The organism is Phenylobacterium sp. 58.2.17, assembly GCF_026411515.1.
GTDB lineage: Bacteria > Pseudomonadota > Alphaproteobacteria > Caulobacterales > Caulobacteraceae > Phenylobacterium.
This window is the reverse complement of the sequence record NZ_JAPMTQ010000010.1, coordinates 90,426-116,995: the sequence shown is the minus strand read 5'-3', so window position 1 is coordinate 116,995 and position 26,570 is coordinate 90,426. Positions and strand designations below refer to the sequence as shown.

Here is a 26,570-nt window from a genome sequence, read left to right as displayed (position 1 = left end):
GCTCCTTACTCGTCGTCCTCGTCGTCGGGCGCCGGCAGCACCGCGATCCCGTCCTCGTCGGCGTAGAGCATGTCGCCGGGCAGGAAGACCACCCCGCCGAACGCCACCGGGGTGTCGACCACCCCTTCGCCGCGCTTGACGCTGCGCATGGGATTGGTTCCCAGCGCCTTGATCCCGATGTCGAGCGTGCCGAGCACCACGCTGTCGCGCACGGCGCCGTAGACCACGACCCCGGCCCAGCCGTTCTTCACCCCGTCGGCGGCCAGCATGTCGCCGACCAGCGCCCGATGCAGCGAGCCGCCGCCGTCGACCACCAGCACGCAGCCCTCGCCCGGCTCGGCCAGGGTCGCCTTCACCAGCGAGTTGTCCTCGTGGCAGCGCACCGTGCGGATCGGGCCGGAGAAGGCGGTCTTGCCGCCCAGGTCGCGGAACTGGGTCTCGCAGACCTCGATGGTCCCCTCATGTTCGTCGCAGAGGTCGGCGACCGAGATCTGGCTCACGCGGTGGCCTTTCCCTTGTAGCCGTCGCGCAGGTCGCGCTTGAGCACCTTGCCGATGTGGCTGCGCGGCAGGCTGTCGACCAGGATCAGGTCGGCCAGCCGCTGGGTCTTGCCGAGCTTGGCGTTGACCCACTCCTTGAGCTCGTCGGCCCCGACGCTCTTGCCGGGCCGCAGCGCCACGAACGCCACCGGCGTCTCGCCCCACTTGTCCGACAGCACGCCGACGACGGCGGCTTCCAGCACCGCCTCATGCAGCACGATCTCGGCCTCGAGGTCGCTCGGATAGATGTTGAAGCCGCCCGAGATGATCATGTCCTTCTTGCGGTCCATGAGCGTCAGGAAGCCGTCCTCGTCGAAGCGGCCGACGTCGCCGGTGCGGATGTAGCGCAGGCCCTCGGGGCTGTACCACTCGGCCTCGGAGGTCTTGCCCGGCTGGTTGTGGTAGCCGACCATCATCGCGCCGGAGCGGCCGACCACCTCGCCGATCTCGCCTTGCGGCACCTCGACCCCGTCCTCGCCGATCAGCCGGATGTCGTGGCCCGGCAGCGGCTTGCCGACCGTGTGCAGCTTGTCCGGATATTCGTGGGCCAGCAGGCCGCAGGAGCCGCCGCCCTCGGTCATGCCGTAGTACTCGATCAGGCCGCCCGGCCAGCGCTTGAGCACGTCGGCCTTGATCTCCGGCGAGAACGGCGCGCTGGTCGAGAACTTCATCTTGAAGCTCGACAGGTCGTAGCTGTCGAAGTCGGCCCGCTCCATGATCCGGCGGTACTGCACCGGCACCAGCATCGCGTGGGTGACGCGGTGCTTTTCCGACAGCTTCAGGAACTGTTCGGCGTCGAACTTCGGCATCAGCACCGCGGTGCCGCCGTTGGAGATCGTCGGCAGGTACGAGACCAGCGTCGTGTTCGAATAGAGCGGAGTGGAGATCATCGTCACCGAGTCGGCCGGATAGACCCCGCGGCGGATCTGGCCCCAGCGCATCGCGTGCGGCTGGACGATGCCCTTCGGCGCGCCGGTGGTGCCCGACGAATAGATGATGTTGAAGCCCTGTTCGGGATCGACCTCGACCCGGGCCGGCGTCTCGCCGGCCGGGGCCAGCCAGGCCTCGAACGCCACCCCGGCGTCCGAGCCGTCCAGCGCCACGCGCTTGGCGGTGATCTGATCGGCGACGCCTTCCAGCTGCTTGGCGACCCCCGCATCCAGGAAGAACACCTTGGCGCCCGAGTCGTTGAGCATCATCACCAGGCTCTCGGGCGTCGAGGACGGCGCCAGCGGGGCGACGACCGCGCCGGCCCGCAGGATGCCGAAGAAGCTCGCGCCGTACTCGACCGAGGTCGTCGCGCAGATCGCCGCCACGTCGGCCTTGCCCACCCCGTCGCGCTGCAGCGCCACGGCGATGCGGTCCATCAGCGTGTCGAGTTCGGCGTAGGAGATCGTCCGCTTGGCGTCGACGAGGGCCGGCTTGTCCTTCAGCTCGACCGCCTGTGCGCGGATGACGTCGGCCAGCGTGCCGAATTCCTGGGTGAGCAGTTCTTCCACGGACATCGACGTCTCCCTCTCAAACACTTGTACGAACCCCTAAAGCCCGAAACGGCGACAACCGCAATCGGCGCTTGCGTCGCAAGCCTTCCCCAAAGGAAACTGGGGCGTCCGCCACTCGCATTCCGGCGGCGCCTCATTCTTCGATCAACGGGCCGTCAGAGCCCGATCCATTTCCAGGGGACGGAAACCCGGCCATGTCCGATGAGATGATTTCGCTCGGCGCCAAGCTTGCGCAGCTGGCGCAGTTGAAACCCGACGCGCCCGCCGTGACCTGCGGCGAGACCACCCTCACCTACGAGCAGTTCCACAGGCTTTCCAACCGCGCCGCCCGCGGCCTGGCCGCCAAGGGGGTCAAGTTCGGCGACCTGGTGACCCTGGGCCTCCCCAACTCCACCGACTTCGCCGTGGCCTGCTGGGCGATCTGGAAGCTGGGCGCCACGCCGCAGCCGATCTCGTTCCGCCTGCCGAAGGGCGAGCTCGAAGCGATCATGGAGCTGGCCAGAACGCCGGTGGTCATCGCCCAGTTCGACCACCAGATCGACCGGCCGCTGCTGTCGATCCCCGACCTGCTGGCCTTGTCCGACGACGACAGCGACCTGCCGGACGCCATCGCCCCGGTCTCCAAGGCCCCGACCAGCGGCGGCTCCACCGGCCGCCCGAAGCTGATCCTTTCGGGCCAGCCCGGCGTCACCGCCAAGGAGACGCCCGAGGTCGGCGGCTGGCGGCTGACGCCGAACTCCGTCGCCCTGCTGCCGGCGCCGCTCTACCACAACGCCGGCTTTGGCATGATGATGTCGGCCTTCAGCGTCGGCTGCCACATGGTGCTGATGCCGCGCTTCGAGGCCGAGGCCACCCTGGCCGAGATCGCGCGCAACCAGGCGACCTGGGTCTACCTGGTGCCGACCATGATGAACCGCATCTGGCACCTGCCGGAGGAGGTCCGCGGCAAGTACGATCTCTCCTCGCTTGAGACCCTCTGGCACCTGGCCGCGCCGTGCCCGGCCTGGCTGAAGGAGGCCTTCATCCACTGGGTCGGGCCCGAAACGGTGATGGAGCTCTATGCCGGCACCGAGGCCCAGGCGGTGACCACCATCTCCGGCGCAGAGTGGCTGGAGCACCGCGGCTCGGTCGGCAAGGTCACGGTCGGCGAGATGGTCGCGGTCGGCGAGGACGGATCGTTCCTGCCCCCCCGCGAGGTCGGCGAGATCTACATGCGCCGGCCCGAGGGCGCGCCGCCGTCCTACAAGTACATCGGCGCCACGGCCAAGGTGCTGGAAGGCGGCTGGGAGAGCCTCGGCGACATCGGCTGGTTCGACGAGGAGGGCTATCTCTACCTCGCCGACCGGCGCACCGACATGATCCTGGTCGGCGGCTCCAACGTCTACCCGGCCGAGATCGAGGCGGCCCTGGAGGAGCACCCGGAGGTGCAGTCCTGCGCGGTGATCGGCTTCCCGGACGACGACCTCGGCAACCGCATCCACGCCATCGTCCAGACCAAGGGCTCGCGCGACGAGGCCTCGCTACGCGCGCACCTGGCGGCCAGGCTGGTCACCTACAAGCAGCCGCGCAGCTACGAATTCGTGGCCGAACCCCTGCGCGACGACGCCGGCAAGGTCCGCCGCAGCGCCCTGCGCGACGAGCGCCTCGCCGCGATGAAACAGCCAGCCTAGCACGCCCCTCTCCCGCCTGCGGGAGAGGGCTCGGGTGAGGGTGCGCACCTGGCCGGCGTGCTCAGAGCGCCGTCTTGCGGCGCACCCCTCATCCTACCCTCTCCCCTTCAAGGGGAGGCGGGGGGCCGCCGCAGCAACGGTTGCCGTCCATGCTGCACCGCGATAAGCCAAATCCATTCTTCAAATAAAATTTCCGGGGAAACGCATGAGCATAAAAGGCAAGGCCTACATCATGGGGGCGTACGAGCATCCGCTCCGCGACGCGCCCGACAAGTCCACCCCGCAGCTCCACGCCGAATGCGCCAAGGGCGCGCTGGAGGATGCGGGCCTGACCAAGGACGACATCGACGGCTATTTCTGCGCCGGCGACGCCCCGGGCTTCGGCGCCATGTCGATGATCGACTACATGGGCCTGCGCAACGTGCGCCACATGGACTCCACCGAGACCGGCGGCTCGTCCTACCTGCTGCACGTCGGCCACGCGGCCCAGGCGATCGCCGAGGGCAAGTGCAAGGTGGCGCTGATCACCCTCGCCGGCCGTCCGCGCCAGAACAAGTTCTTCGGCGGCGGCTCGGCCAAGCCCGGCCAGCTGACCGACGGCCCGCCAGAGGCCGGCTTCGAGAACATCTACGGCGGCACCACCCACAACACCTACGGCATGTGCGCCATGCGCCACATGTACGAATACGGCACCACCAGCGAACAGCTGGCCTGGATCAAGGTCGCCGCCAGCCACCACGCTCAGTACAACCCCAACGCCTTCCTGAAGGACGTGGTGACGGTCGAGGACGTGGTGAACTCGCGGATGATCTCCGATCCGCTGCACCTGCTCGACTGCTGCGTGGTCACCGACGGCGGCGGCGCGCTGATCGTCACCTCCCCTGAGATCGCCAAGAGCCTGAACCGCCCCAAGGTCAAGGTGATGGGCGCCGGCGAGTCGCCCAAGGGCCCGATGGGGGGCCGCGGCCTCGACCTCACCCATTCGGGCGCGGTCTGGTCCGGTCCGATCGCCTTCGGCGAGGCCGGCGTGAAACCGTCCGACATCAAGTACGCCTCGATCTACGACAGCTTCACCATCACGGTGCTGATGCAGCTTGAGGACCTCGGCTTCTGCGAGAAGGGCCAGGGCGGCAAGTTCGTCGCCGACGGCAACCTGATCTCGGGCGTCGGCAAGCTGCCGTTCAACACCGACGGCGGCGGGCTCTGCAACAACCACCCGACCAACCGTGGCGGCATCACCAAGGTCATCGAGGCGGTGCGTCAGCTCCGCGGCGAGGCCCACCCCAAGGTGCAAGTCCCCAACTGCGACATCGCCCTCGCCCACGGCACCGGCGGCTCGCTCGGCACGCGTCACGGCGCGGCCACCCTCATCATGGAACGGGAGGCCTAAGAATGACCGACGTCCAAGACCGCCCCGAGGTCATGACCCGCCCGATCCCGGCCCCGGCCGTGACTATCGAGAGCAAGCCCTTCTGGGACGCCGCCGCCGAAGGCCGCTTCCTGATCAAGCGCTGCAACGACTGCGGCCAGGCCCACTGGTTTCCGCGCGCGCTCTGCCCGTTCTGCTTCTCGGACAAGACTGTCTGGGAAGAGAGCCCCGGCGAGGGCGTGATCTACACCTACAGCATCATGCGTCGCTCGCCGTCCGGCCCGTACGGCATCGGCTACGTGACCCTCAACGAGGGCCCGGCGGTGTTCACCAACTTCGTCGACGTCCCGCCCGAGGCCCTGTCCATCGGCCAGAAGGTCAAGGTGAAGTTCCAGCCCACCGACAACGGCCCGCCGGTCCCGGTGTTCGTGCCGGTCTAGAGACGCAGACAGAGTGTCATCCCGGCAGCCGCGCAGCGGCTGTCCGGGACCCATTCGCGCCGGGTCCAGAGATTTGGGCGCTGCCCGCGTCGCCTCCGGCGCCATACGGTGTTCATGGGTCCCGGTCTTGCTCCGCAAACCGGGATGACATTTTAGCTCAACCTCTCCGCCAGCCGCTCCGCCTCGCGCGGACGGCGCAGGCGGTGGACCTGCAGGTGCGCAAAGCGCGGGTCGCCGACCCGCGCGGCGTATTCTTCCCGTCGCCGCGCCCAGGTGTCCCAGGCCCAGCGGATCGGGTGCTCCCTGGACAGCCACATCCGCCAGTCCTCGCGGTTGCCCGTGCCCGGCCACAGCTCTGTCCGGTCGATCGCCCGCAGCACGGAGCGCCTGATCACCCGCGGCATGATCACGCTGCGCTCGTAGTCCAGCCAGATGAGATGCGTCGCCCGGTTCCAGACCAGGTCGCGGACCTTGCCGTAGTTGCCGTCGCTGACCCAGGCGTCCTGGCCGACCGCCGCGGCGACCCGGCGGACGAACTCGTCCGGATCGTGGCTGTTGAGATCCTTCCAGCCGGCCTGCCAGTTGATGGCGTCCAGCTCGATGTGCGGCAGGCCCAGGTCCCCGGCCAGCTTCTTGGCCAAGGTCGACTTGCCCGACCCGGAACTGCCGACCACCGCGATGCGCATCAGGCCCCCTGCGACACCTCCGCCAGCACCTCTTCGGTATGCTCGCCCAGCCGCGGCGGGTGCCGGCGGATGTTCGATGGAGTTCCAGTGAACTTCACCGGCGGCTTCATGGTCACATAGGTCCCGGCCTGCGGATGGTCGTACTTCTCGAAGAAGCCGACGCCCTTCAGGTGCGGGTCCTCGGGCAGGTCGTCCAGCCGGTTGGTCCGCGTCACCGGGATCGACAGCGGTTTGAGCAGGTCCAGCCACTCGTCGGTGGTCTTGGTCACCGTCACCGTCTCGACCAGGGCATAAAGCTCGTGGATATTCTTGCCGCGCTCCAGGCCCTGGAACCGCGGATCCTTGCCGAAGGTCTCGCCCCAGCCGGCGACGTCGAAGAAGATGTCCCACTGCTTGTCGGTATAGGGCAGCAGGCCGATGTAGCCGTCCTTGGTCGGGAACGGCTTGCGGTGCGGATTGACCACCCGCTGATAGCCCCACTGGCCGGTCGGCGGATCGAAGGCGTGGTCGTAGAGGTGCTCAACCAGATTGAAGCTGGTCACGCATTCCAGCATCGGCACCTCGATGAACTGGCCCTGGCCGGTGCGCTCGCGGCTCAGCAGGCCGGCGGTGATCGCCTGGCACATGAACAGGCCCGAGACCTTGTCGGCGATCAGGCTGGGCAGGATGCGCGGCGTCGGGTTCCCATCGGTTCGAGGCAGCACGTCGGCCAGGCCCGAGGCCGACTGGATCAGGTCGTCATAGGCCGGTTCGCCGGCATAGGGACCTTCCGAGCCGTAGCCGGCGGCGTGCACATAGACCACATCCGGCCGCAGCGCCTTGACCTCTTCGTAGGACAGGCCCAGCCGCTTCAGGCCCTCATAGCGGATCGAGGTGGCGAACACGTCGCAGCTCTTGATCAGCGCCTCCAGGCTGCGGCGTGACTTCGGGTCGGCCAGGTTGAACACCACCGAGCGCTTGTTGCGGTTGATGGTCAGGAAGATGGGCCCCAGGTCCCGCGGCCAGCCCTCCGGCGTATGACCCGGCCAGCGCATGATGTCCCCGCCGGCGCCGCGGCCCGAGCCCGGGTCCTCCAGCTTGATCACCTCGGCGCCCTGGTCGCCCAGCATCTGGGTCGCATAGGCGCCGAACACTACGCTGGTCAGGTCGAGAATCCGGATCCCCTTCAGCGGGCCGGTGGCTTCGCTGGCCAGCTGCTTCTTGTCCGACACCCTGGGCTCCCTTGTTCTGTCGCGATTGCAGCGAGCTAAGCGGCGCGCGTCAACGCTGGCAATGGCGCCCCCGCGTCAGCTACATTTTCACATATGCGGAAAACTGGAAGGCGGCTCGACAGGTGACCTCCCCTGCAGTGAAATCGGCTCAACGCGTCTTCGAAATCCTCGAATACTTCGACCGGGCCCGCCGGCCCCTTTCGCTGAAGGACATTTGCCACCAGCTATCCTATCCGACCTCCAGCGGCGCCATGGTGCTGAAGAGCTTGGTCGTGCTCGGCTACCTTCAGTACGACCGCGCCAGCCGCACCTACCTGCCGACCATGCGCATCGCCGTGCTGGGGGACTGGGTTCCCAACACCCTGTTCGGCGGGATGAACATCCTGCCGCTCATGAAGGCGATGCGGGACGAGACCGGCGAGACCGTCGTGCTGGGGGCCCAGAGCGACCTCTATGCGCACTACGTCCACGTCGAGCACTCGCATGAGCCGCTGCACTATGCGCCCTCGCCGGGGACCATCCGGCCGCTGGCGCGCAGCGGGATCGGCCAGTTGCTGCTCAGCGGCCTGCCGCGGCGCGACGTCGAGCTGCTGGTCCGCCGGATCAACATCGCCGATCCCGACCATCGGATCGACGTGGACGCTCTGGCCGAAGACCTGACGACCATCCGCCGTCAGGGCTTCGTCTTCTCGCGCAGCCTGTTCGCGCAGGGGGTCGGGATGGTGGCGGTGCTGTTGCCCCAGGCGCCGTTCGGTCGCCGGTTCGCGCTCGGCCTCGCCGGGCCGGTCGAGCAGCTGGACCGCGACCTGGACGACCATCTTCGGCGCTTGCGCGCCGCCACGGAAACCATGGCCTGAAGAACAGGCCCGAGGGGGAAACGAACCATGGACTTCGCGCTCTCCGACGAACACAGGATGCTCAAGGAACTGGTCGCGCGGTTCGTCCAGGACGAGCTGATGCCGCTGGAAGCCGGCGTCCTGGCCCGTGAGGCCGACGGCCAGGGCCTGGGCATCGGCGCGGCCGAGAACGCCCGGCTCGACGACGTCTCCAGGTCGCTCGGCCTCTGGGGCCTGGACGCCCCAGAGGACGTCGGCGGCGTCGACCTGCCGGCCGTGGCGATGGTCGGGGTCAACGAGGAGCTGGGCAAGACCATCACGCCCTACACCCTGCCGCCCGACAGCCCGAACCTGCGCATGCTGGCCGCCACCGTGAACGAGCGCCAGCGCCAGGCCTATCTCGCCCCCTACGTCGCCGGCCAGACGATCAGCGCCATCGGCATCTCCGAGCCCGGCGCCGGGGCCGACCCGGCGGGCATGATCACGCGGGCGGTGCGCGACGGCGAGGACTGGGTGATCAACGGCCGGAAAATTTGGATCAGCCGCGCCGAGGAAGCCGATTTCACCATCCTGATGGCGGTGACCGACAAGGAGAAGGGCGCGCGCGGCGGCATGTCGGCCTTTCTGGTCGACAAGGGGACGCCCGGCTTCAACGTGCTGCGCAAGATCCCGATGATCGGCGGCCAGGCGACCTACGAGGTGGCGCTGGAAGATTGCCGGGTCGAGGGCTGGAAGCTGCTCGGCGAGGAGGGGCACGGCTTCGCCCCCATGCAGCTGCGGCTGGGCACCCGCCGCATCGAGATGGCCTCCTGGTCGATCGGCATGGCCCAGCGGGCGCTGGACATGATCTGCGAGTACGCGCCGCAGCGGAAGACCTTCGGCCTGCCGCTGTCGGAACGCCAGGCGATCCAGTGGTGGGTGGCCGACGCCGCCACCCGCATCCACGCCGCCCGGCTGATGACCTACGACTGCGCCTGGAAGCTGGACCAGGGCCGCGACGTGCGGGTGGAAATCTCGATGATCAAGGCCTACGCCACCGAGATGGCCTGGGAGATCGTCGACCGCGCGATGCAGACCTTCGGCGCCATGGGCATGACCAAGGAGCTGCCGCTGCAGCTGATGGCCAGCCGCCTGCGCACCATGCGAATCTACGACGGCCCCACCGAAGTCCACAAATGGGTGGTGGCCCGCAACCTGATGGGATCGAGACGATGAAGACCGCTTACGGCGACCACCTGACCCTCACCACCGACGGCCACGTGGCGACAATCGTCATCGACCGGCCGGCCAACAACCACGTCTCGGTCGACCTGATGCGCGATCTCGCCGACGCGCTGGAGGCGATGGACCGCGACAACAACATCCGCGCCGTGGTGCTGGCCGCCGCCGGCCGGGCGTTCTGCGCCGGCGCCGACCTGGTCTCGCCGACCGGCATCGGCGGCACCGGGATGAGCGGCATCGACAGCCTCTACGAGCAGGCGGTGCGGCTGTTTGCGGTCGAAACCCCGATTGTCGCCGCCGTCCAGGGCGCGGCGGTCGGCGCGGGCCTTGGCCTGGCGCTGGTCGCCGACTTCCGGGTGGTCGCGCCCGAGGCGCGGTTCTCGGCCAACTTCGTCAAGCTCGGCTTCCATCCGGGCTTCGGCCTGACCCACACCCTGCCCCGCCTGATCGGCGTGCAGCGCGCCAACCTGATGTTCCTGACCGGCCGCCGCATCAAGGGCGAGGAAGCCGTGGCCTGGGGCCTGGCCGACGAGATGGTCCCGCTGCACGAGCTGCTGCCCGCCGCCCAGGCCCTGGCCGCCGAGATCGCCGAGAACGCGCCGCTCGCCGTGATCGCCACCCGCAAGACCCTGCGCGGCGACCTCGCCGCCCAGGTCCGCGCCCAGACCACCCACGAGCACGCCGAGCAGACCATCCTGCGCGCCACCGACGACTTCGCCGAAGGCGTCCGCGCGGTCCAGGAGCGCCGGCCGGGGGTGTTCAAGGGGCGCTAGGGGAACCCTGAGCGTCGTCCCGGTTTCGGCGCAGCCGAAGACCGGGACCCATTCGCGCGGCGTTGGCGGGATGGGGCGGGGCGCGTGCGTTGCGGCGCAGCGCCTACGACTTCCCCAGCGCCGAGGCCGCGCGGGCCAGTTCGGTGATCCTGCCCCAGTCGCCGGCGCGGACGGCGTCCGCCGGCGCCACCCAGCTGCCGCCGACGCAGATCACATTGGGCAGGGCCAGATAGTCGGGGGCGTTCTTGGCGTCGATCCCGCCGGTCGGGCAGAAGCTCGCCTGCGGGAAGGGACTGGCGAAGGCTTTCAGCGCAGCGGTCCCGCCGACCACATTGGCCGGGAACAGCTTGAAGTGGGTGAAGCCGGCGCGCAGACCGCGCATCAGCTCGCTGGCGGTGGCGATCCCGGGCAGCAGCGGCAAGGCCCCGTCGACGCCCTCGCCGTCGATCAGGCCGGGGCTGACGCCGAACCGTGCTCCGGCGTCGGCCGCCGACTGCCGCGCCTGGGCGGTGGTGATGGTGCCCGCCCCCACCACCGCGCCCTCGACCTCGCCGGCGATGCGGCGGATGCAGTCCAGCGCCACCGGCGTGCGCAGGGTGACCTCCAGCGCGTAGAGCCCGCCCGCCACCAGCGCCTTGGCCAGCGGCACGGCCTGGGCCGCGTCCTCGATGATCAGGACCGGCACCACCGGGGCGAGCTTGAGGGTCTCGGCGAGGGTCACAGCGGGTTTCCTTCCAGTTGCTCGAGCACGCGGGCGGCGCCGACCAGCGCCGCGTAGGGGTGGACGATCAGATAGGTGGGGATGTCGCGGGTGTAGTCGGACAGCCGGCCCTTGTCCTCGAACCGCCGGCGGAAGCCGCCGCTCGCCAGCCGGTCGGCCAGCCGCGGGGCGATGCCGCCCGAGACATAGACCCCGCCGCGCGCGCCGCAGGTCAGGGCGATGTCGCCGGCCACCGAACCCAGGATCTCGCAGAAGCGGTCGAGGGTCTCCTCGGCCAGCAGGTCGCCGCCCTTCTGGCCGGCGGCCAGCACTTCCTTCTCGTCCCGCAGCTCCGCGGGCACGCCGCGCACGTCGGCCAAGCCGCGGTAGAGCGCGTAGAGCCCCGGCCCCGAGAGAATCCGTTCGATCGAGACCCGGCCGTAGGTCCGGCGCAGCGAAGCCCAAATCGCCGCCTCGACCCCGTCATAGGGCGCAAAGCCCGCATGGCCGCCTTCGCAAGGCACGGCGATGTCGCCGCGGTCGGTGCGCACCACCATCGAGACGCCGAAGCCGGTGCCGGCCCCCAGCACCAGGATCGGCGCGCCCTCGGCCCCGCGTATCGCCGGGCCGATGGTCTTCAGGTCGTCGGGGTCGAGCACCGGCGCGGCCAGGGCCTGGGCCGCGAAATCGTTGATCAGCCGGGCCGAGTGGAATTCGAAGGTGCCGATCAGCTCGCCCTCCGACACCCGCCAGTCGAGATTGGTGAACTCGATCTCGCCGTCGACCACCGGGCCGGCCACGGCGATCGCCGCGGTGTGCACCTTCTGCCGGCCGACCGTGGTCTCCAGATACTCGCTGATCACCTCGGTCAGCGACCCGTATTCGGCTGCCGGATAGGTCTTCGGGTTGCGGATCCGGCCGGTTGTATCGACCACGGCCAGCCGCGCGTTGGTGCCGCCGATGTCCCCGACCAGGCCGGTATAGATGGTCTTCACGCAACGTCTCCGAATAGCGCGCCGCCGCCCTGTTCGGCTGGCGCGGCCGCCCGGCGCATCCAGCCGAACAGCTCACGGCCATAGCCGAAACCGGGCTGGGCGACGCTGACCTTCTCCCGCGCGGCGAACTGCGCGGAATCGAGCTTGATCTCCAATGTTCCGGCGTGCGCGTCCAGTCGGATCACGTCGCCGTCGCGCACCTGCGACAGCGGACCGCCATGAGCGGCCTCTGGGCTCACGTGTATCGCGGCCGGCACCTTGCCCGAGGCGCCGCTCATCCGCCCATCGGTGACCAGCGCCACCTTGAAGCCCTTGTCCTGCAGCACGCCGAGCACCGGCGTCAGGCTATGCAGCTCGGGCATGCCGTTGGCGGTCGGCCCCTGGAAGCGGACCACGGCGATGAAATCGCGGTTCAGCTCGCCGCGCTTGTGCGCCTCCAGCAGGTCGTCCTGGTCCTCGAAGACGATGGCCGGGGCCTCGACCACCAGGTTCTCGTCCTTGACCGCCGAGGTCTTGATCACCGCCCGGCCGAGCGGGCCGGTCAGCAACCGGATGCCGCCCTCGGGCTGGAACGGATCGGAGGCCGGCCGCAGGATGTCGCGGTTCAGGCTTTCCTTGGCTCCCTCGCGCCAGACCAGCTTGCCGTCCTCCAGGAACGGCTCGGTCTGATAGTGGCGCAAGCCCTGGCCGGCGACGGTGACGACGTCCTCATGCGCCAGGCCCGCGTCGAGCAGTTCGCGCACCACGAAGGCCATGCCGCCGGCCGCGTGGAACGCGTTCACGTCCTCGCTGCCGTTCGGATAGACCCGCGCCAGCAGCGGCGTGACCTTGGAAAGTTCATCGAAGTCCGACCAGTCGATCAGCACGCCCGCCGCCCGCGCCATGGCGATCAGGTGCAGGGTGTGGTTGGTCGAGCCGCCGGTCGCCAGCAGCCCGGCCAGCGCGTTGACGATGGCCTTTTCGTCCACCACCGCCGACATCGGGGTGTAGGCGTTGGTCCCCTGGGCGATCTCGATGGCCCGTTTGGGCGCGGCGGCGACCAGGGCGTCGCGCAGCGGGGTGTTCGGGTGCACGAAGGCCGAGCCCGGCAGATGCAGCCCCATCATCTCCATCATCATCTGGTTGGAGTTGGCGGTGCCGTAGAAGGTGCAGGTGCCCGGACCGTGATAGGACTTCATCTCGCTGTCGAGCAGCTCGTCGCGGGTCGCCTTGCCCTCGGCGAACAGGCCGCGCACGCGGGCCTTCTCGGCGTTGGACAGGCCCGAACTCATCGGCCCGCCGGGCACGAAGATCACCGGCAGGTGGCCGAAGGCCAGCGCCCCGATCGTCAGGCCTGGGACGATCTTGTCGCAGATTCCCAGCATCAGGGCGCCGTCGAAGGCGTCGTGAGTCAGGGCGACCGCCGTCGACATGGCGATGACGTCGCGCGAGAAAAGCGACAGCTCCATGCCCGGGCGACCCTGGGTGACGCCGTCGCACATGGCTGGCACGCCGCCGGCGTACTGGGCCGCAGCCCCGACCTCCTGCGCGGCGGCCTTGATGATCGCCGGAAAGCGCTCCAGCGGCTGGTGGGCGCTGAGCATGTCGTTGTAGGCCGAGACGATGGCGATGTTCGGCGCGGTCGGGTTGCGCATCTTCTGCTTCACGCCGTCCGACTCGGCGGCGAAGGCGTGGGCCCAGTTGGCGCAGGACAGCTTGGCCCGCCCCGGACCGTCGTGCTGCGCCGCCTCCATCCGTTTCAGGTAGTCCGCGCGGGACTGACGACTGCGCTCGACGATGCGGGCGGTGACGGCGGCGGTGACGGGATGCAACGCGACAGGCATGACTGGCTCCGACTCTTTCAGGGGGTCCAGAGAACGCGCACAGGCGCTTTAGCCTGTTCGAGCAGCGCGTGCACGGGCAGACCGTTCCCCTTCTCCACGATGTCACGCTTCTTGGCCCCGGAGATGAGCACCAGGATCAGCCGAGCCTGCAGGAGAGCCGGCATGGTCATGGTGACCCGCGCCAGCGGCGGCGAACCGACCCCGGCGGGTATTCCCAGGCAGAAGCGTGTTCCGCGTGGATCCATGCCCAGATCCAGCGCAGGCGAACCGGGTATGAGCGAAGCGACGTGGCCGTCCTCCCCCATGCCCAGCAGCATGACGTCATAGGGCGCCATGGCGCGCACGTCAGCCTCCACCTTGTCGGCGGCGGCCTCGACGCTGTCGGCGGCGACGCTGATCGGCACGAACCGCGCCGCGGCGGCCGGCCCGGTCAGCAGCCGCTCGCGCACCAGCCGCTCGTTGGAGTCCGGCGAGGCGATCGGCACGAAGCGGTCGTCGGACAGCGTGACCGCGATGCGGCTCCAGTCCAGCTCGGCCTGGGCGAGCAGGTCGTAGACCGGCGCGGGCGAGCGCCCGCCGGTGCCGACCAGGCTGGCGGCCCCGCGCTGCGCCAAGGCTCCGGCCAGCGCCTGCGTCGTGGCGGCGGCGGCGGCGGCGGCCAGCTCGGCCGCAGTTGCATAGCTCTCGATCATGGTTCGCCCATAACGCAGCACGGCGACGAACGCGCCACCGATTCACGCCGCGAGGGCGGAAAAGCGCCGGCTGATTCGGAACCAGACCGGGCGGTCACGAACTACCCCTGCGGTCGCTTGGCGCGTCCAGACGCCCGCCGCCCGTCCACAGCCAGGAGCCCGCGTGATGAGGATCGCTCAAGTTCCACCGCTTTATGAGGCCGTGCCGCCCCGCTTCTACGGTGGAACCGAACGGGTGGTCGCCCATCTCACCGACGCCCTCGTTCACCTCGGCCATCAGGTGACGCTGTTCGCCAGCGCCGAGGCGCAGACGACCGCCCAGCTGGTCAAGGTCCGCGACCAGGCGATCCGCCTCGATCCGGCGCAGCTGAAGTCCGACCTGGCCGCGCACATGTCGATGCTCTGGGACGTGCGCCGCCGCGCCGACGAGTTCGACATCATCCACCTGCACACCGACATGATCCACTTCCCGTTCTTCGAGGACGTGGCCGGCAAGACCCTGACCACCCTGCACGGACGTCTCGACCTGAAGGACCTGCCGGGGGTCTACTGGCGCTGGCAGCAGTTCCCGTTGGTCTCGATCTCGGACGCCCAGCGCCAGCCGCTGGCCTTCGCCAACTGGGCCGGCACAGTGCACCACGGCATGCAGGCCGACCTCTACGCGCCCCGATACGGCCCGGGCGACTACCTCGCCTTCCTCGGTCGGATCTCGCCGGAAAAGCGCCCGGACCGGGCGATCGCCCTGGCCAAGCGCGCCGGCCTGCCGCTGAAGATCGCCGCCAAGGTCGACGCCGCCGACCTGCGCTACTTCCAGGAGAAGATCGAGCCGCTGCTGATCGGCCAGAAGCTGGTCGAGTTCGTCGGCGAGATCGGCGACGACGAGAAATCGGACTTCCTCGGCGGCGCCCGGGCGCTGCTGTTCCCGATCGACTGGCCCGAGCCGTTCGGCTTGGTGATGATCGAGGCCATGGCCTGCGGCACCCCGGTGATCGCCTATGGCTGCGGTTCGGTGCCCGAGGTGATCGACGACGGGGTGACCGGCTTCATCGTCGCCAACGACGACGAGGCGATCGACGCCATCAGCAGGATCCCGAGCTTGAACCGCCGCGGGGTGCGGCGCAGATTCGACGAGCGCTTCTCGAGCGTGGCCATGGCCCGGCGCTATCTCGACCTCTACGCCCGGCTGGTCGGCGCTCGCCCCGAACGCGGCGTCGCCCTGGCGGCGAGCGCCTGAGGTAGGGCCGATGGACGATCTCGCGCCGGCGCCGGACGCGCCGGTCGAAACGGGTGAGACGGGCGAACCTCGGGTTCCGCACCGGCTGTTCGCCCTCAAGGACAAGGACACCTTCGTGGTGGCCGACGCCTTCGGCGACATCATCGGCGCGGGCGACGGGCTGTTCCACAACGACACCCGCATCCTGTCGACCTTCCGGCTGCTGCTGGGCGGCCGCCCCGCCTCGCTGCTGTCGGCGGCCATCGCCCAGGACAACGTCTTCTTTACCTCGCACGGCGCCAACCAGGCCCTGCCCTATCCCGGCGGACCGGTGGGGCCGCCCGGCGTGCTGCACGTCGAGCGCAAGCGCTTCCTGTGGGAGGAGCGGCTCTACGAGCGGATCTGCTGCGTCAACTACAGCCGCGACGTGGTGCTGATCCCGCTGTCGGTGGAGTTCGGCGCCGACTTCCGCGACATGTTCGAGGTCCGCGGGCTGCACCGCGACAAGCGCGGCCGCCTGCACCCGCCGACGGTCGACGGCCGCAGCGTGCGGTTCCGCTACGACGGCCTGGACGGGGTCGAGCGCACCAGCCTGATCACCTTCTCCGACCCGCCGGCGCGGATCAGCGGCCAACGCGCCGACTACATGTATTCGCTGCAGCCCGAGGGTCGGCTGGAGCTCTACCTCGAGATCGGCGCCAGCAGCGCCCCGACCCCGGGCCGCGAGCGCTTCCGCTACGCCGCCGCCCGCGCCCGCTGGGACATGCGCGCGCGCCGCCGCCACGGGGCCCGCATCAAGAGCTCCGGACGGCTGTTCAACGAGTGGCTGGAGAAATCGCGCGCCGACCTGGCGCTGTTGACCACGCGGATGGAGACCGGCCCCTATCCGTATGCCGGCATTCCCTGGTTCTCGACCGCCTTCGGCCGCGACGCGATCATCACCGCCTGGCAGATCCTGTGGTTCGAACCGTCGCTGGCGCGCGGGGTGCTGACCTACCTGGCCGCACACCAGGCCGAGGAGGTGTCGGCCTTCCGTGACTCAGCCCCCGGCAAGATCATGCACGAGACCCGCAAGGGCGAGATGCCGGCCATGGGCGAGGTGCCGTTCGCCCGCTACTACGGCGGGGTCGACACCACGCCGCTGTTCGTGGCCCTGGCCGGGGCCTATGCCGAGCGCACCCGCGACCTGGTGCTGATCGACGACCTCTGGCCGGCGCTGACCGCGGCGATCCGCTGGATCGAGCAGTTCGGCGATTCCGACGGCGATGGCCTGATCGACTACAAGCGCGGCAAGGAATCCGGTCTCGCCAACCAGGGCTGGAAGGACTCCGAGGACAGCGTCTTCCACGCCGACGGACGGTTCCCGGACGGTCCGATCGCCCTGGTCGAGGTGCAGGGCTACGCCTTCGCCGCCTACCGCGCCATGGCCCGGCTGGCGCACCACCGGGGCGACCAGGACAACGCCGCCCGCTGGGCCGCGCGCGCCGAACAGATCCGCGACGCGGTCGAGCGCCGTTTCTGGATGGAGGAGCACCAGTTCTACGGCATCGCCATCGACGGCAAGGGCGAGCTCTGCCGCGTGCTGAGCAGCAATCCCGGCCACCTGCTGTTCTCGGGCCTGCCCAGCCCCGAGCGCGGCCGCAAGGTGGTCGAGCGGCTGATGTCGGCCGACTTCGACTCCGGCTGGGGCGTGCGGACCCTGGCCAACGGCGAGCCGCGCTACAATCCGATGAGCTATCACAACGGGTCGGTCTGGCCGCACGACACCGCCGTCTGCGCCATGGGCCTGGCCAACTACGGCGAGCGCGAAGGGGTGGTGAACCTGACCTCGGGCCTGTTCGAGACCGCCAACACCTTCGAGATGCGGCTGCCCGAGCTGTTCTGCGGTTTCCCGCGCATGGCCGGCGAGCCGCCGGTCGCCTATCCGGTCGCCTGCCTGCCCCAGGCCTGGGCCGCCGGCTCGATCTTCATGATGTTGCAGGCGGTGCTCGGCCTCTCGGTCGACGGCTGGAACCGCGAGATCCGGGTCAGCGAACCGCGCCTGCCGATCGGCATCGACCGGCTGGAGGTCGACGGCCTGCGGATCGGCGAGGAACGGGTCGACCTGCTGTTCGAACGCACCGGCCGGCGCATCGACGTCCAGGGCCGCAGCCGCACCGGCGTCCAGGTCCGGGTGCGTTAGGCCGCTGGAACGGCGATGGCGCCTCCATTGGCGAGGCCCGCATCGACGGCGTCCGTCGGGCCCCTGCGGTGAAGCGCGGCTTGCGTTCGCCGTCGCAATCTAGGATCAGAACCGCCCGAGCTTAGTTCGATCGAGCAAACCGCCTTGCGCACCGCCATTGTCCACCCTGGGGCCGACAACCTCCGCTACGAAATCCGCCAGATCGTGGAGGTCGCCAAGGCCATCGCCGCCGCAGGCCAGCCGATCCGCTGGGAGAACATCGGCGACCCGGTGGCCAAGGGCGAGAACCCGCCGGCCTGGATCAAGGAGATTGTCGGCGAGGTGGCCGCCGACGACCTGAGCTTCGCCTATTCGCCGACCCGCGGCCTGGACGACACCCGCGCCTACATCGCCAATGAGCGGAACCTGGAGGGCGGCATCCAGATCACCGCCGAGGACATCCTGTTCTTCAATGGCCTGGGCGACGCGATCTCGACCATCTACGGCGCGCTGCACCCGGCCGCGCGGGTGATCGGACCGAACCCGGCCTATCCGACCCATTCCTCGGCCGAGGCCGCCCACGCCGGCGCCCCGCACATCACCTATCGCCTGGATCCGCAGAACGGCTGGAAGCCGGACCTGGCCGACCTGGAATCCAAGGTCGCGGCCAATCCGCAGATCGCCGCCATCCTGATCATCAATCCCGACAACCCGACCGGCTTCGTCTATCCGCAGGAAACCCTGGCGGCGATCGTCGACATCGCCCGCCGCTATGGCCTGTTCCTGATCTCCGACGAGATCTATTCGAACCTCGCCTATCCCGGCTCGGACATGCGCAAGCTGGCCTCGGTGATCGGCGAGGTGCCGGCCATCGCCATGCGCGGGATCTCCAAGGAGTTCCCCTGGCCAGGCGCCCGCTGCGGCTGGATCGAGGTCTACAACCGTGACCGCGACGCCGATTTCGACCGCTTCGCCCGCTCGCTGCTCGAGACCAAGATGCTCGAGGTCTGCGCCACCACCCTGCCCCAGCGGGTGCTGCCGCGGGTGATGGGCGACGCGCGGTACTATCCGTACCTGGAGCAGCGCGTCTCGGCCTACGACCGCCGCGCCAAGCGCGCCGTCGAGGTGCTGTCGGCGATCCCGGAACTGACCATCCACCCGGCCCGCGGCGCCTTCTACATGACCGCTGTGTTCCGGCACGGGGCCCTGGACCTGGCGCAGTCGCTGCCGGCCTCCGAGGTCGCCTCGACGATCATCGCCCCGCACCTGAGCGCGGCGCTGGACCAGCGTTTCGTGCTGCACCTGCTGGCCAGCACCGGCATCTGCGTGGTGCCGCTCTCCACCGGCTTCAACTCCGACCTGCAGGGCTTCCGCTTCACCCTGCTGGAGGCCGACGAGGGCAAATTCGAGACCTTGCTCTTCGACTTGGCCGCCGCCCTGCGCGCCTATCTCGCCAGCGCCAAGGCCCAGGCCAAGAGCGCTATCCCGGCCAGCGTCTCGGCGGCGTAGGGCCTAACCCGGGCCTTACGAGAGCGCTCCCTGTTCGAGCAGGTCGGCCGCGTAGTTGGCGGTGCGGGCCGAGAGCGCCATGTAGGTGAGCGAGGGGTTCATCGACGCGCTGGAGGTCATCACCGCGCCGTCGGAGCAGAATAGGTTCGGCGCCTCATGCGCCTGGCCCCAGCCGTTGAACACCGACGTCGCGGGATCGCGGCCCATGCGGGCCGTGCCCATCTCGTGGATGCGGTCGCCTGGCGGCGTGAGCTGGGCGCCTGCCTCCTCCCAGGGGGTGATGTCAGTGCAGCCGGCGGCGGCCAGCATGGCGGCGGCGTCGCGGGCCGCCTCGCGCATCATCGCCTGCTCGTTGGCCCCGTGCGCGGCCTCGATGCGCGGCAGCGGGATCCCCCAGCTGTCGACCCGCGAGGCCGACAGCGTCACCCGGTTCTCCGGATCGGGCAGCACCTCGCCGAACGGCCCCAGCGACAGCACCCAGACGCGCCCCTCGCCGTCGCGGCGGCGGATCTTGCGCGCCCCGCCCTGCATGCCGAAGCCGCGCAGGTAGGGCTTGTCGGTCTCAGTGATCCCCGAATAGCGCGGGATGTAGATGCCGGTCGGCCGGTCGGCCTGCCAGGGCTGGTCCTCGAAACCGGCCGGATAGGTCCCGACGATCTGGCCGCAGCCGACATGGTCCATCAGGTTGCGCCCGACCTGGTCGCTGCCGTTGGCCAGCCCGCGCGGGAACGCCTCCGAGCGCGAGTTCAGCAGCAGCGCCGCCGAGTTGATCGCCGAGGCGTTGAGGAACACCATCCTGGCCTCGTAGGTCGTGGCGACCTTGCTCAGCCGGTCGATCGCCCGCACGCCCGTGACCCGTCCGGCCGCGGCGTCATAGACCACGCTCTCGACGATGGCGTCGGTGATCACGGTCAGGTTGCCGGTCGCCCGCGCCGCCGGCAGCGTCGCGGCCTGGGTCGAGAACGCCGCCCCCAGCGGACAGCCGTGGTGGCAGCGCACATAGCCCTCGCAGCGCTTGCGCCCCAGGTCCATCTGCGGCTTGGCCACCCGGCTCAGGTTCGCGCAGCGACCCATCAGGAAGCGCCGCGTCGGGAACGCCGCTTCGATGCGGCCCTGGGCGTCCTCCTCGACGCAGTTGAACGGGAACGGCGGCAGGAAATCACCGTCCGGCAGCTGCGGGACCTCGTCGTAATTGCCGCTGACCCCGACGAACGCCTCGACGTGATCGTACCAGGGCTCAAGATCTTCGTAGCGGATGGGCCAGTCGACGCCGTGCCCGTCCCGCAGGTTGGATTCGAAATCGTCCGGCGCCCAGCGATAGGACTGCCGCGCCCAGGTCAGCGAGCGCCCGCCCAGGTGATAGCCGCGGATCCAGCGGTACGGCTTTCCCTCGGCCTGCTCGTACGGATAGTCGTGGTCGCTGGCCCAGAACTTCTTGTTCGAGTTGAACATCGCATAGCTGACGCCGACATAGTACGGGTAGTGCAGCGCCTTCTCATCGTCGGGAATCTGGTCATCGCGCCATCGCAGCCGCCCGGCTTCCTCGTGGCTGTAATCCGTCCCGTGCTCGATATGCGGCCCGCGCTCCAGCATCAGCACCTTGAGGCCGCGTTCGCACAGCTCCTTGGCGACCCAGCCGCCGCTGATGCCTGAGCCCACCACGATCGCGTCGAACTGCATCGTCAAACCTTACGCCTCGCGTCCGGGCGCATCGAACAGCGCCACGGCCTCTTTGAGCGCGGCGATCGGCTCGCCGCGCGGAATGAACTCATGGCCGACCCACTGGTCATAGCCGAGATGGCGGAGCAGGCCGGCGACGCCGCGCCAGTTGATCTCCTGCCTGTCGTCCAGGTCCCGTCGCCCGGGCGCGCCGGCCGTGTGCACATGTCCGATCAGATCGAAGTTCGCCTTGATGGTGCGGCTGAGGTCGCCCTCCATCAACTGCATATGATAGCCGTCATAGAGCAGCTTCAGGGCCGGCGAGCCGACCCCGCGCACGACCTGCGCCCCGAACGCGGTCCGATCGCACTGCTGCCCTGGATGATCGACCTTGCTGTTGAGCAGCTCGATCAGCAGCCGCACCCCCGCGCCGTGCGCATGCGCCGCTAAGGGCGCGAGGCCCTCCACGCAGGCGGCGATGGCGCGATCGTCGTCGCCATCGCCGAACCGATTTCCCGCGAACACGATCACCGCCAGGGCCCCGCCCTCCGCCGCCGTGTCGATCATCCGCCGCACGTCGCCCTGCAGCCCCGCATGGCGGGCCGGGTCGTTGAAGCCTTCCTCCAGCTTGTGGCCGGTGACCGTCACCAGTTCGAGCCCGAGGTCGCGCGCGATCGGCCAATGGGCCTGCGGCAGCATCTCGACGCCTTGCACGCCCGCCCGCGCCGCTTCGCGCAGAAAGGCTTCCGGCTCGACGTCTCGGCCCATGGTGAACGACCACCAGGTAAAGCTCTGCCGCATCACGATGCGCCCTCGTCCTCCGCTCTGTGGCCGCCAGTCCGCCCGGCGCAGCCATCGCTCGTTGGACCTCAGTGTCCAGACAATCGATTACACTACAAGCCTCGTTCGGCGCGTCGCCGCTGGCCAGCCGCTCCTGGGACGAACGAGCGACGCCCCTAGCCCGCCCTCCGCACGCTGCTGGGCCGCAGGCCGCCGTCGCGCTGCATGATCCTCCGCAGGGCCGATGGATCGGCGTAGCCGACCCGGCGGGCGATCTCTTCGACCGGCAGCCTGGTGGTCTCGATCAGGTCGGTGGCGGCCTCGATCCGCAGCCGCTGGAGGAAGCGGATCGGCGACATGCCGCAAGCCTTCTCCACCCGCCGCGCAAAGGTGCGCGGGGCCAGCCCGGCCGCTGCGGCAAGGTCGGCGATCTTCAGATCCTGGTCCAGCCGTACGCGGGCCCAGGCCTCGGCCCGCGCCACCCCCTCGTCGGCCGCCGCCAGGAAGCTCAGCGCCATGTAGCGCGATTGCGAGCGGCGCTCCTCAAGCAGCAGGTAGCGGGCGCAGCGATCCGCAAGCGACGGCCCGGCGAACCGGGCCGTCAGGCTCAGCATCAGGTCCATCTGGGCCAGCGAGGCGCCCGCCGTGGTCACCGCGCCGTCACGCACGATCAGCTGGTCCGCGGTGATGTCGACTTCAGGGTGCAGCCGCGCCAGCAGCGGCGCCAGCCACCAGGAGGTGGTCGCCCGCCGCCCCGCCAGCAGGCCGGCCCGGGCGACCAGGAAGGCGCCCGAGCAGGAGGTCGCGACCTCCGCCCCTTCCGCGGCGGCGCGGACCAGTCGGGCCTGGGCTTCTCGCATGTCCGCGTCCCCCAGCCGCCGCTCGACCGCCTCGGCGTCGGTCAGCCCCAGGCCCGGCACGATCAGCAGCTGCGGACGCCATCCGGCCCGCGGAGCGGGCAGACCCAGCACCTGCGACCAGGCGGCCGCCCCCGAGCCGCTGGCCGCGACCTCGAACGGTGCGCCGCGCCGCGCCCCCAGCAGGTTGGCGGTCGCCAAGACGTCAAAGGTCAGGGCGACGCTTGAGGGCATCGCGCCTGCCAGGATCAGCACCTCGACGTGCGTCATGTCCAAAATTGCCCGAAAAATGTCGTTTACGACACTAGCGGCGACTCCGCTCCCCGGCCAGCCTACGGCCGATCAAAAGGGAGAGCGCGGCATGAGCTTCATCGGTGGATGCTATTGCGGCAAGGTCCGCTATGCAGCGCAAGGCGCGCCGTTCCTCAAGGCCCAGTGCCACTGTCGCGCCTGCCAGCACATCAGCGGCGGCGCGCCGCACCTGTTCATGCTGATGCCGACCGCAGGCTTTAGCTGGACGCAGGGCGCTCCGGCCAGCTTCACTCGCCCCGACCTGAAAGACGCCGTCACCCGCGAGTTCTGCGCCGACTGCGGCACGCCGCTGGTCACCCGCCGGCCCGGCCTGGAAGCGGTGATCGTGCGGGTCGGGACCCTGGACGACCCCGCCCAGTTCGGCGGGCCGCGCATGGCCATCTTCACGGCCCAGAAGCAGCCCTTCCACGTCATCCCGGACGACCTGCCCGCCTTCGCGGAAACGCCACCGGGCGGCTAGCCGCGTGTCTTGCGCCCGGTTCCGACTGAAGGGACTTGGCGAACGGCCCGCGGTCGCCGATGGAAGGGACATGGTCGAGGAAGCAGTCCCGTTCGAAGGCGCATACGACTACATCGTGGTCGGCGCGGGCTCGGCCGGCTGCGTGCTGGCCAATCGGCTGTCGCAGGATCCGCGCAACCGCGTGCTGCTGCTTGAGGCCGGCGGTCGCGACGACTGGATGTGGTTCCACATCCCGGTCGGCTACCTGTTCGCCATCGGCAATCCCCGCTCGGACTGGATGTTCGAGACCGAGGCCGAACCGGGCCTCAACGGACGGTCGCTCAAGTATCCGCGCGGCAAGGTGATCGGCGGCAGCTCGGCGATCAACGCCATGATCTCCATGCGCGGCCAGACCGCCGACTACGATCACTGGCGGCAGCTCGGCCTGACGGGCTGGGGCTGGGACGACGTGCAGCCGATCTTCCGCCGCCTGGACGACCACTTCCTGGGCGAGGGCGAACATCACGGCGTCGGCGGCGAATGGCGGGTCGAGGCGCCGCGGGTGCGCTGGGACGTGCTGGACGCCATCGCGCAGGCCGCGACGCAGATGGGAGTCCCAGCAACGCCCGACTTCAACACCGGCGACAACACCGGCGTCGGCCTGTTCCACGTCAACCAGAAGCGGGGCCTGCGCTGGTCGGCGGCGCGGGGCTTCCTGAAGCCGGCGCTGGCGCGTCCGAACCTGCGCCTGGAGACCGGCGTCCTGGTCGAGCGGGTGCTGTTCGAGGATCGCCGTGCGGTCGGCGTCCGCTTCCGGCGTGGCGGCCGAACGTTCGAGGCCCGCGCGCAGGGCGAAGTGATCCTGGCCGCCGGCGCGATCGGCTCGCCGCAGATCCTGCAGCTCTCGGGGGTCGGCCCCGCCGACTGGCTGGGCGAACTGGGCGTGCCGGTGGTCGCCGACCGCCCGGGGGTCGGCCGCAACCTGCAGGACCATCTGCAGCAGCGGGCCATCTATCGGGTCCATGGCGTAAAGACCCTGAACGAAACCTACCACTCGCTGCTGGGCCGCGGGCTGATGGGGGCCGAGTACGCGCTGTTCCGGCGCGGGCCGCTGACCATGGCCCCGTCGCAGCTCGGCATCTTCACGACCTCGTCGCCCGAGCACGAGCGCGCGAACATCCAGTTCCACGTCCAGCCGCTGTCCCTGGACCGGTTCGGCGAGCCGCTGCACCGGTTCCCGGCGGTGACGGTCTCGGCCTGCAACCTGCGCCCCACCTCGCGCGGGACGGTGCGCCTGCGCTCGCTCGATCCGTCGGCTGCGCCGCGCATCGCGCCGAACTATCTGGCGACGCCCGAGGACCAGCGCGTGGCCGCCGATGCGATCCGCGTGACCCGCCGGCTGATGGCCCAGTCCGCGCTGGCGCGCTTCACGCCGCAGGAGCACCTGCCGGGCCCGTCCGTGGGCGACGACGAGGCCTCCCTGGCCCGGGCGGCCGGCGACATCGGCACGACGATCTTCCACCCGGTCGGGACCGCCAGGATGGGCCTGCCGTCCGATCCGGCGGCGGTGGTCGACGAGCGCCTAAGGGCGATCGGCCTGGAGCGCCTGCGGGTGATCGACGCCTCGGTGATGCCGACCATCACATCCGGCAACACCAACACCCCGACCATCATGATCGCCGAGCGCGGCGCGCGCCTGGCGCTCGAGGACGCGCGTTAGGCCCGCTCAGCGCCGCGGCGCGTGGGCGATGCGCAGGATGTTGGCCGCCCCGGGCGAGCCCATCGGCAGGCCGGCCAGGATGATCACCCGCTGGTTGGGCTGGGCCAGGTCCGCGGCCATCGCCTGGTCGACCGCCAGCTTGGCCAGTTCCTCGGCGTCGCCGACCTGCGGCACCACCCGCGGCTCCACCCCCCAGACCAGGGCCAGCTTGCGCGCGGCGTGCAGGTTCGGGGTCAGGGCCAGGGTCGGCTGCAGCGGCCGCTCGCGCGCCAGCCGCAAGGCCGTGCGCCCGGTGGTCGTGAACGCCGCGATGCAGGCGGTCGAGGCGGTCTCGGCCGCGCGGCTGGCGGCGGCCACCAGGGCGTCGGCGTCGGCGTCCTCGACCGGGTACTCGGCGCGCATCAGCTCGGGCCAGCGCGGGTCCTGCTCCACCCTCGTCAGAATGCGGTTCATGATCGTCACCGCCTCGACCGGAAATTCGCCGGCCGCGGTCTCTGCTGACAGCATCACCGCGTCGGCGCCCTCATAGACCGCGCCGGCCACGTCGGAGGCCTCGGCCCGCGTCGGGGTCGGGGCGTGGATCATCGACTCGAGCATCTGGGTGGCGATGATCACCGGGATGCCGCGCGTGCGCGCGGCGCGGACCAGCGACTTCTGCACTACCGGAACGTCCTCGGGGTTCAATTCCACCCCCAGGTCGCCGCGGGCCACCATCACCCCGTCGCAGAGGTCGAGGATCTCGTCGAGCGCCTCGATCGCCGCCGGCTTCTCGATCTTGGCGAGCACCGCGGCGCGGCCCTGCACGATCTGGCGCAGCTCGGCCATGTCCGAGGCGCGCTGCACGAAGCTGAGCGCCACCCAGTCGACGTTCTGCTGAAGCGCGAAGGCCAGGTCCTCACGGTCCTTGGCGGTCAGGGCCGGCACCGGAATGGCGTGGCCCGGCAGGTTCAGGCCCTTGTGGTTCGACAGGGTCTCGCCGGACAGCACCTCGGTCTCGGCGAAGCCGGGGCCGTTGCGGCGCACCCGCAGCCGCACCTTGCCGTCGTCGAGCAGAATGTCCGAGCCCGGCCGCAGCACGCTGAACACCTCGGCCAGCGGCACCCCGACGCGGCTGGCGTCGCCCGGCTCCTCCGAGACGTCGAGCCGGAAGTCCTGGCCGACCTTCAACCGCACGCTGCGGTCGGCGAACTCGCCCAGCCGGATCTTCGGGCCCTGCAGGTCGGCCAGCACCGCCAGCGGCCGGCCGACGGCCGCCTCGGCGGCGCGCACATTGGCGATGGTCCGCGCATGCTCCTCGTGGACGCCGTGGCTGAAGTTCACGCGGAACACGTCGGCGCCGGCCATGGCGAGTTGCACGACCTTGCCGGCCTCGCGGCTGGCCGGGCCAAGGGTCGCGACAATGCGGGCGCGGCGGGCGCGGATCATCTGGCCTCCATCTGCCGGTTCGGGGTCGGTCGCACTAT

At 69.9% G+C, this 26,570-nt stretch carries 23 protein-coding genes; 11 read left to right on the top strand and 12 right to left on the bottom strand.

What is annotated here, in order from left to right; genetic code table 11:
• Positions 1 to 5: 5 nt before the first annotated feature.
• Both rraA and OUA97_RS09595 read right to left on the bottom strand, forming a co-directional pair.
• Positions 6 to 500, bottom strand: coding sequence for a ribonuclease E activity regulator RraA (gene rraA, locus OUA97_RS09600; RefSeq protein WP_267231673.1), 495 nt, complete (start codon positions 498 to 500; stop codon positions 6 to 8).
• Positions 497 to 2,044 carry a class I adenylate-forming enzyme family protein gene (locus tag OUA97_RS09595; protein ID WP_267231672.1) on the bottom strand — a complete coding sequence of 516 codons (1,548 nt, stop codon included), beginning with the start codon at positions 2,042 to 2,044 and terminating at the stop codon, positions 497 to 499. The genes rraA and OUA97_RS09595 overlap by 4 nt, the downstream gene beginning before the upstream one ends.
• A gap of 191 nt (positions 2,045 to 2,235) precedes the next feature.
• Here OUA97_RS09595 and OUA97_RS09590 point away from each other — a divergent pair, with 191 nt between their 5' ends.
• From OUA97_RS09590 to OUA97_RS09580, 3 genes are all read left to right on the top strand, one after another.
• Positions 2,236 to 3,711, top strand: a complete 1,476-nt coding sequence (locus OUA97_RS09590; RefSeq protein ID WP_267231671.1) for an AMP-binding protein — start codon at positions 2,236 to 2,238, stop codon at positions 3,709 to 3,711.
• Positions 3,712 to 3,916: 205 nt separating this feature from the next.
• Positions 3,917 to 5,101 carry a thiolase domain-containing protein gene (locus OUA97_RS09585; protein ID WP_267231670.1) on the top strand — a complete coding sequence of 395 codons (1,185 nt, stop codon included), beginning with the start codon at positions 3,917 to 3,919 and terminating at the stop codon, positions 5,099 to 5,101.
• 2 nt (positions 5,102 to 5,103) lie between these two features.
• Positions 5,104 to 5,520 carry a Zn-ribbon domain-containing OB-fold protein gene (locus OUA97_RS09580; protein WP_267231669.1) on the top strand — a complete coding sequence of 139 codons (417 nt, stop codon included), beginning with the start codon at positions 5,104 to 5,106 and terminating at the stop codon, positions 5,518 to 5,520.
• Positions 5,521 to 5,672: 152 nt separating this feature from the next.
• On the opposite strand, the gene OUA97_RS09575 is transcribed toward OUA97_RS09580, so the two are convergent.
• Both OUA97_RS09575 and OUA97_RS09570 read right to left on the bottom strand, forming a co-directional pair.
• Complete coding sequence (locus tag OUA97_RS09575; RefSeq protein WP_267231668.1) at positions 5,673 to 6,206, bottom strand: hypothetical protein; 534 nt, start codon at positions 6,204 to 6,206, stop codon at positions 5,673 to 5,675.
• Positions 6,206 to 7,417, bottom strand: a complete 1,212-nt coding sequence (locus tag OUA97_RS09570; RefSeq protein WP_267231667.1) for a CaiB/BaiF CoA transferase family protein — start codon at positions 7,415 to 7,417, stop codon at positions 6,206 to 6,208. Before OUA97_RS09570 ends, OUA97_RS09575 begins: the two co-directional genes overlap by 1 nt.
• Positions 7,418 to 7,539: 122 nt before the next feature.
• On the opposite strand from OUA97_RS09570, the gene OUA97_RS09565 reads away from it, so the two are divergent.
• The 3 genes from OUA97_RS09565 to OUA97_RS09555 are packed head-to-tail and all read left to right on the top strand — an operon-like array spanning position 7,540 to position 10,247.
• Positions 7,540 to 8,274 (top strand): IclR family transcriptional regulator, encoded by a 735-nt coding sequence (locus OUA97_RS09565; RefSeq protein ID WP_267231666.1) that lies wholly within the window; start codon positions 7,540 to 7,542, stop codon positions 8,272 to 8,274.
• A 27-nt stretch (positions 8,275 to 8,301) separates the two neighbouring features.
• Positions 8,302 to 9,468: an acyl-CoA dehydrogenase family protein gene (locus tag OUA97_RS09560; RefSeq protein WP_267231665.1), complete on the top strand. Its 1,167-nt coding sequence runs from the start codon at positions 8,302 to 8,304 to the stop codon at positions 9,466 to 9,468.
• Positions 9,465 to 10,247 (top strand): enoyl-CoA hydratase/isomerase family protein, encoded by a 783-nt coding sequence (locus tag OUA97_RS09555; protein WP_267231664.1) that lies wholly within the window; start codon positions 9,465 to 9,467, stop codon positions 10,245 to 10,247. The genes OUA97_RS09560 and OUA97_RS09555 overlap by 4 nt, the downstream gene beginning before the upstream one ends.
• A gap of 103 nt (positions 10,248 to 10,350) precedes the next feature.
• Here OUA97_RS09555 and eda read toward each other — a convergent pair whose 3' ends face one another.
• From eda to pgl, 4 genes are read right to left on the bottom strand one after another with little or no spacing between them, the layout of a single operon-like run.
• On the bottom strand, positions 10,351 to 10,968 hold the full coding sequence (eda, locus tag OUA97_RS09550; protein WP_267231663.1) for a bifunctional 4-hydroxy-2-oxoglutarate aldolase/2-dehydro-3-deoxy-phosphogluconate aldolase: 618 nt from the start codon (positions 10,966 to 10,968) through the stop codon (positions 10,351 to 10,353).
• On the bottom strand, positions 10,965 to 11,942 hold the full coding sequence (gene glk / locus OUA97_RS09545; RefSeq protein ID WP_267231662.1) for a glucokinase: 978 nt from the start codon (positions 11,940 to 11,942) through the stop codon (positions 10,965 to 10,967). Before glk ends, eda begins: the two co-directional genes overlap by 4 nt.
• Positions 11,939 to 13,753, bottom strand: a complete 1,815-nt coding sequence (gene edd / locus OUA97_RS09540; RefSeq protein WP_416362422.1) for a phosphogluconate dehydratase — start codon at positions 13,751 to 13,753, stop codon at positions 11,939 to 11,941. The genes glk and edd overlap by 4 nt, the downstream gene beginning before the upstream one ends.
• Positions 13,754 to 13,782: 29 nt before the next feature.
• Positions 13,783 to 14,457 carry a 6-phosphogluconolactonase gene (gene pgl / locus OUA97_RS09535; RefSeq protein ID WP_267231660.1) on the bottom strand — a complete coding sequence of 225 codons (675 nt, stop codon included), beginning with the start codon at positions 14,455 to 14,457 and terminating at the stop codon, positions 13,783 to 13,785.
• Between the two features lie 166 nt (positions 14,458 to 14,623).
• Between pgl and OUA97_RS09530 the strand changes: the two genes are divergently transcribed.
• From OUA97_RS09530 to OUA97_RS09520, 3 genes are all read left to right on the top strand, one after another.
• Entirely contained in the window at positions 14,624 to 15,691 is a 1,068-nt protein-coding gene (locus OUA97_RS09530) for a glycosyltransferase family 4 protein (RefSeq protein ID WP_267231659.1), read from the top strand.
• A 10-nt stretch (positions 15,692 to 15,701) separates the two neighbouring features.
• Positions 15,702 to 17,852, top strand: a complete 2,151-nt coding sequence (locus tag OUA97_RS09525) for an amylo-alpha-1,6-glucosidase (protein WP_267231658.1) — start codon at positions 15,702 to 15,704, stop codon at positions 17,850 to 17,852.
• Positions 17,853 to 17,996: 144 nt separating this feature from the next.
• Positions 17,997 to 19,340, top strand: a complete 1,344-nt coding sequence (locus OUA97_RS09520) for a pyridoxal phosphate-dependent aminotransferase (protein ID WP_267231657.1) — start codon at positions 17,997 to 17,999, stop codon at positions 19,338 to 19,340.
• A gap of 15 nt (positions 19,341 to 19,355) precedes the next feature.
• On the opposite strand, the gene OUA97_RS09515 is transcribed toward OUA97_RS09520, so the two are convergent.
• The 3 genes from OUA97_RS09515 to OUA97_RS09505 all read right to left on the bottom strand — a co-directional run bounded on the left by OUA97_RS09515 (position 19,356) and on the right by OUA97_RS09505 (position 22,906).
• A complete protein-coding gene (locus tag OUA97_RS09515) occupies positions 19,356 to 21,020 on the bottom strand; it encodes a GMC oxidoreductase (RefSeq protein ID WP_267231656.1) in 1,665 nt (554 codons plus the stop codon).
• Positions 21,021 to 21,029: 9 nt separating this feature from the next.
• Positions 21,030 to 21,800, bottom strand: coding sequence for a hydroxypyruvate isomerase family protein (locus tag OUA97_RS09510; protein WP_267231655.1), 771 nt, complete (start codon positions 21,798 to 21,800; stop codon positions 21,030 to 21,032).
• Positions 21,801 to 21,955: 155 nt separating this feature from the next.
• Positions 21,956 to 22,906 (bottom strand): GlxA family transcriptional regulator, encoded by a 951-nt coding sequence (locus tag OUA97_RS09505; protein WP_267231654.1) that lies wholly within the window; start codon positions 22,904 to 22,906, stop codon positions 21,956 to 21,958.
• 91 nt (positions 22,907 to 22,997) lie between these two features.
• Between OUA97_RS09505 and OUA97_RS09500 the strand changes: the two genes are divergently transcribed.
• Together OUA97_RS09500 and OUA97_RS09495 are read left to right on the top strand one after the other, a co-directional pair.
• Positions 22,998 to 23,408, top strand: a complete 411-nt coding sequence (locus OUA97_RS09500; protein ID WP_267231653.1) for a GFA family protein — start codon at positions 22,998 to 23,000, stop codon at positions 23,406 to 23,408.
• 70 nt (positions 23,409 to 23,478) lie between these two features.
• Positions 23,479 to 25,107: a GMC family oxidoreductase gene (locus OUA97_RS09495; protein WP_267231652.1), complete on the top strand. Its 1,629-nt coding sequence runs from the start codon at positions 23,479 to 23,481 to the stop codon at positions 25,105 to 25,107.
• Between the two features lie 6 nt (positions 25,108 to 25,113).
• Here OUA97_RS09495 and pyk read toward each other — a convergent pair whose 3' ends face one another.
• A complete protein-coding gene (gene pyk, locus OUA97_RS09490) occupies positions 25,114 to 26,532 on the bottom strand; it encodes a pyruvate kinase (RefSeq protein WP_267231651.1) in 1,419 nt (472 codons plus the stop codon).
• Between the last annotated feature and the right edge of the window lie 38 nt (positions 26,533 to 26,570).

Excerpts from the sequence above, each read along its gene's own strand:
- OUA97_RS09595 (WP_267231672.1), bottom strand. The coding sequence starts at position 2,044 with ATGTCCGTGGAAGAACTGCTCACCCAGGAATTCGGCACGCTGGCCGAC.
- OUA97_RS09590 (WP_267231671.1), top strand. The coding sequence starts at position 2,236 with ATGTCCGATGAGATGATTTCGCTCGGCGCCAAGCTTGCGCAGCTGGCG.
- OUA97_RS09585 (WP_267231670.1), top strand. The coding sequence starts at position 3,917 with ATGAGCATAAAAGGCAAGGCCTACATCATGGGGGCGTACGAGCATCCG.
- OUA97_RS09580 (WP_267231669.1), top strand. The coding sequence starts at position 5,104 with ATGACCGACGTCCAAGACCGCCCCGAGGTCATGACCCGCCCGATCCCG.
- OUA97_RS09575 (WP_267231668.1), bottom strand. The coding sequence starts at position 6,206 with ATGCGCATCGCGGTGGTCGGCAGTTCCGGGTCGGGCAAGTCGACCTTG.
- OUA97_RS09560 (WP_267231665.1), top strand. The coding sequence starts at position 8,302 with ATGGACTTCGCGCTCTCCGACGAACACAGGATGCTCAAGGAACTGGTC.
- OUA97_RS09555 (WP_267231664.1), top strand. The coding sequence starts at position 9,465 with ATGAAGACCGCTTACGGCGACCACCTGACCCTCACCACCGACGGCCAC.
- pgl (WP_267231660.1), bottom strand. The coding sequence starts at position 14,457 with ATGATCGAGAGCTATGCAACTGCGGCCGAGCTGGCCGCCGCCGCCGCC.
- OUA97_RS09530 (WP_267231659.1), top strand. The coding sequence starts at position 14,624 with ATGAGGATCGCTCAAGTTCCACCGCTTTATGAGGCCGTGCCGCCCCGC.
- OUA97_RS09525 (WP_267231658.1), top strand. The coding sequence starts at position 15,702 with ATGGACGATCTCGCGCCGGCGCCGGACGCGCCGGTCGAAACGGGTGAG.
- OUA97_RS09515 (WP_267231656.1), bottom strand. The coding sequence starts at position 21,020 with ATGCAGTTCGACGCGATCGTGGTGGGCTCAGGCATCAGCGGCGGCTGG.
- OUA97_RS09510 (WP_267231655.1), bottom strand. The coding sequence starts at position 21,800 with ATGCGGCAGAGCTTTACCTGGTGGTCGTTCACCATGGGCCGAGACGTC.
- OUA97_RS09505 (WP_267231654.1), bottom strand. The coding sequence starts at position 22,906 with ATGACGCACGTCGAGGTGCTGATCCTGGCAGGCGCGATGCCCTCAAGC.
- OUA97_RS09500 (WP_267231653.1), top strand. The coding sequence starts at position 22,998 with ATGAGCTTCATCGGTGGATGCTATTGCGGCAAGGTCCGCTATGCAGCG.
- OUA97_RS09495 (WP_267231652.1), top strand. The coding sequence starts at position 23,479 with ATGGTCGAGGAAGCAGTCCCGTTCGAAGGCGCATACGACTACATCGTG.
- pyk (WP_267231651.1), bottom strand. The coding sequence starts at position 26,532 with ATGATCCGCGCCCGCCGCGCCCGCATTGTCGCGACCCTTGGCCCGGCC.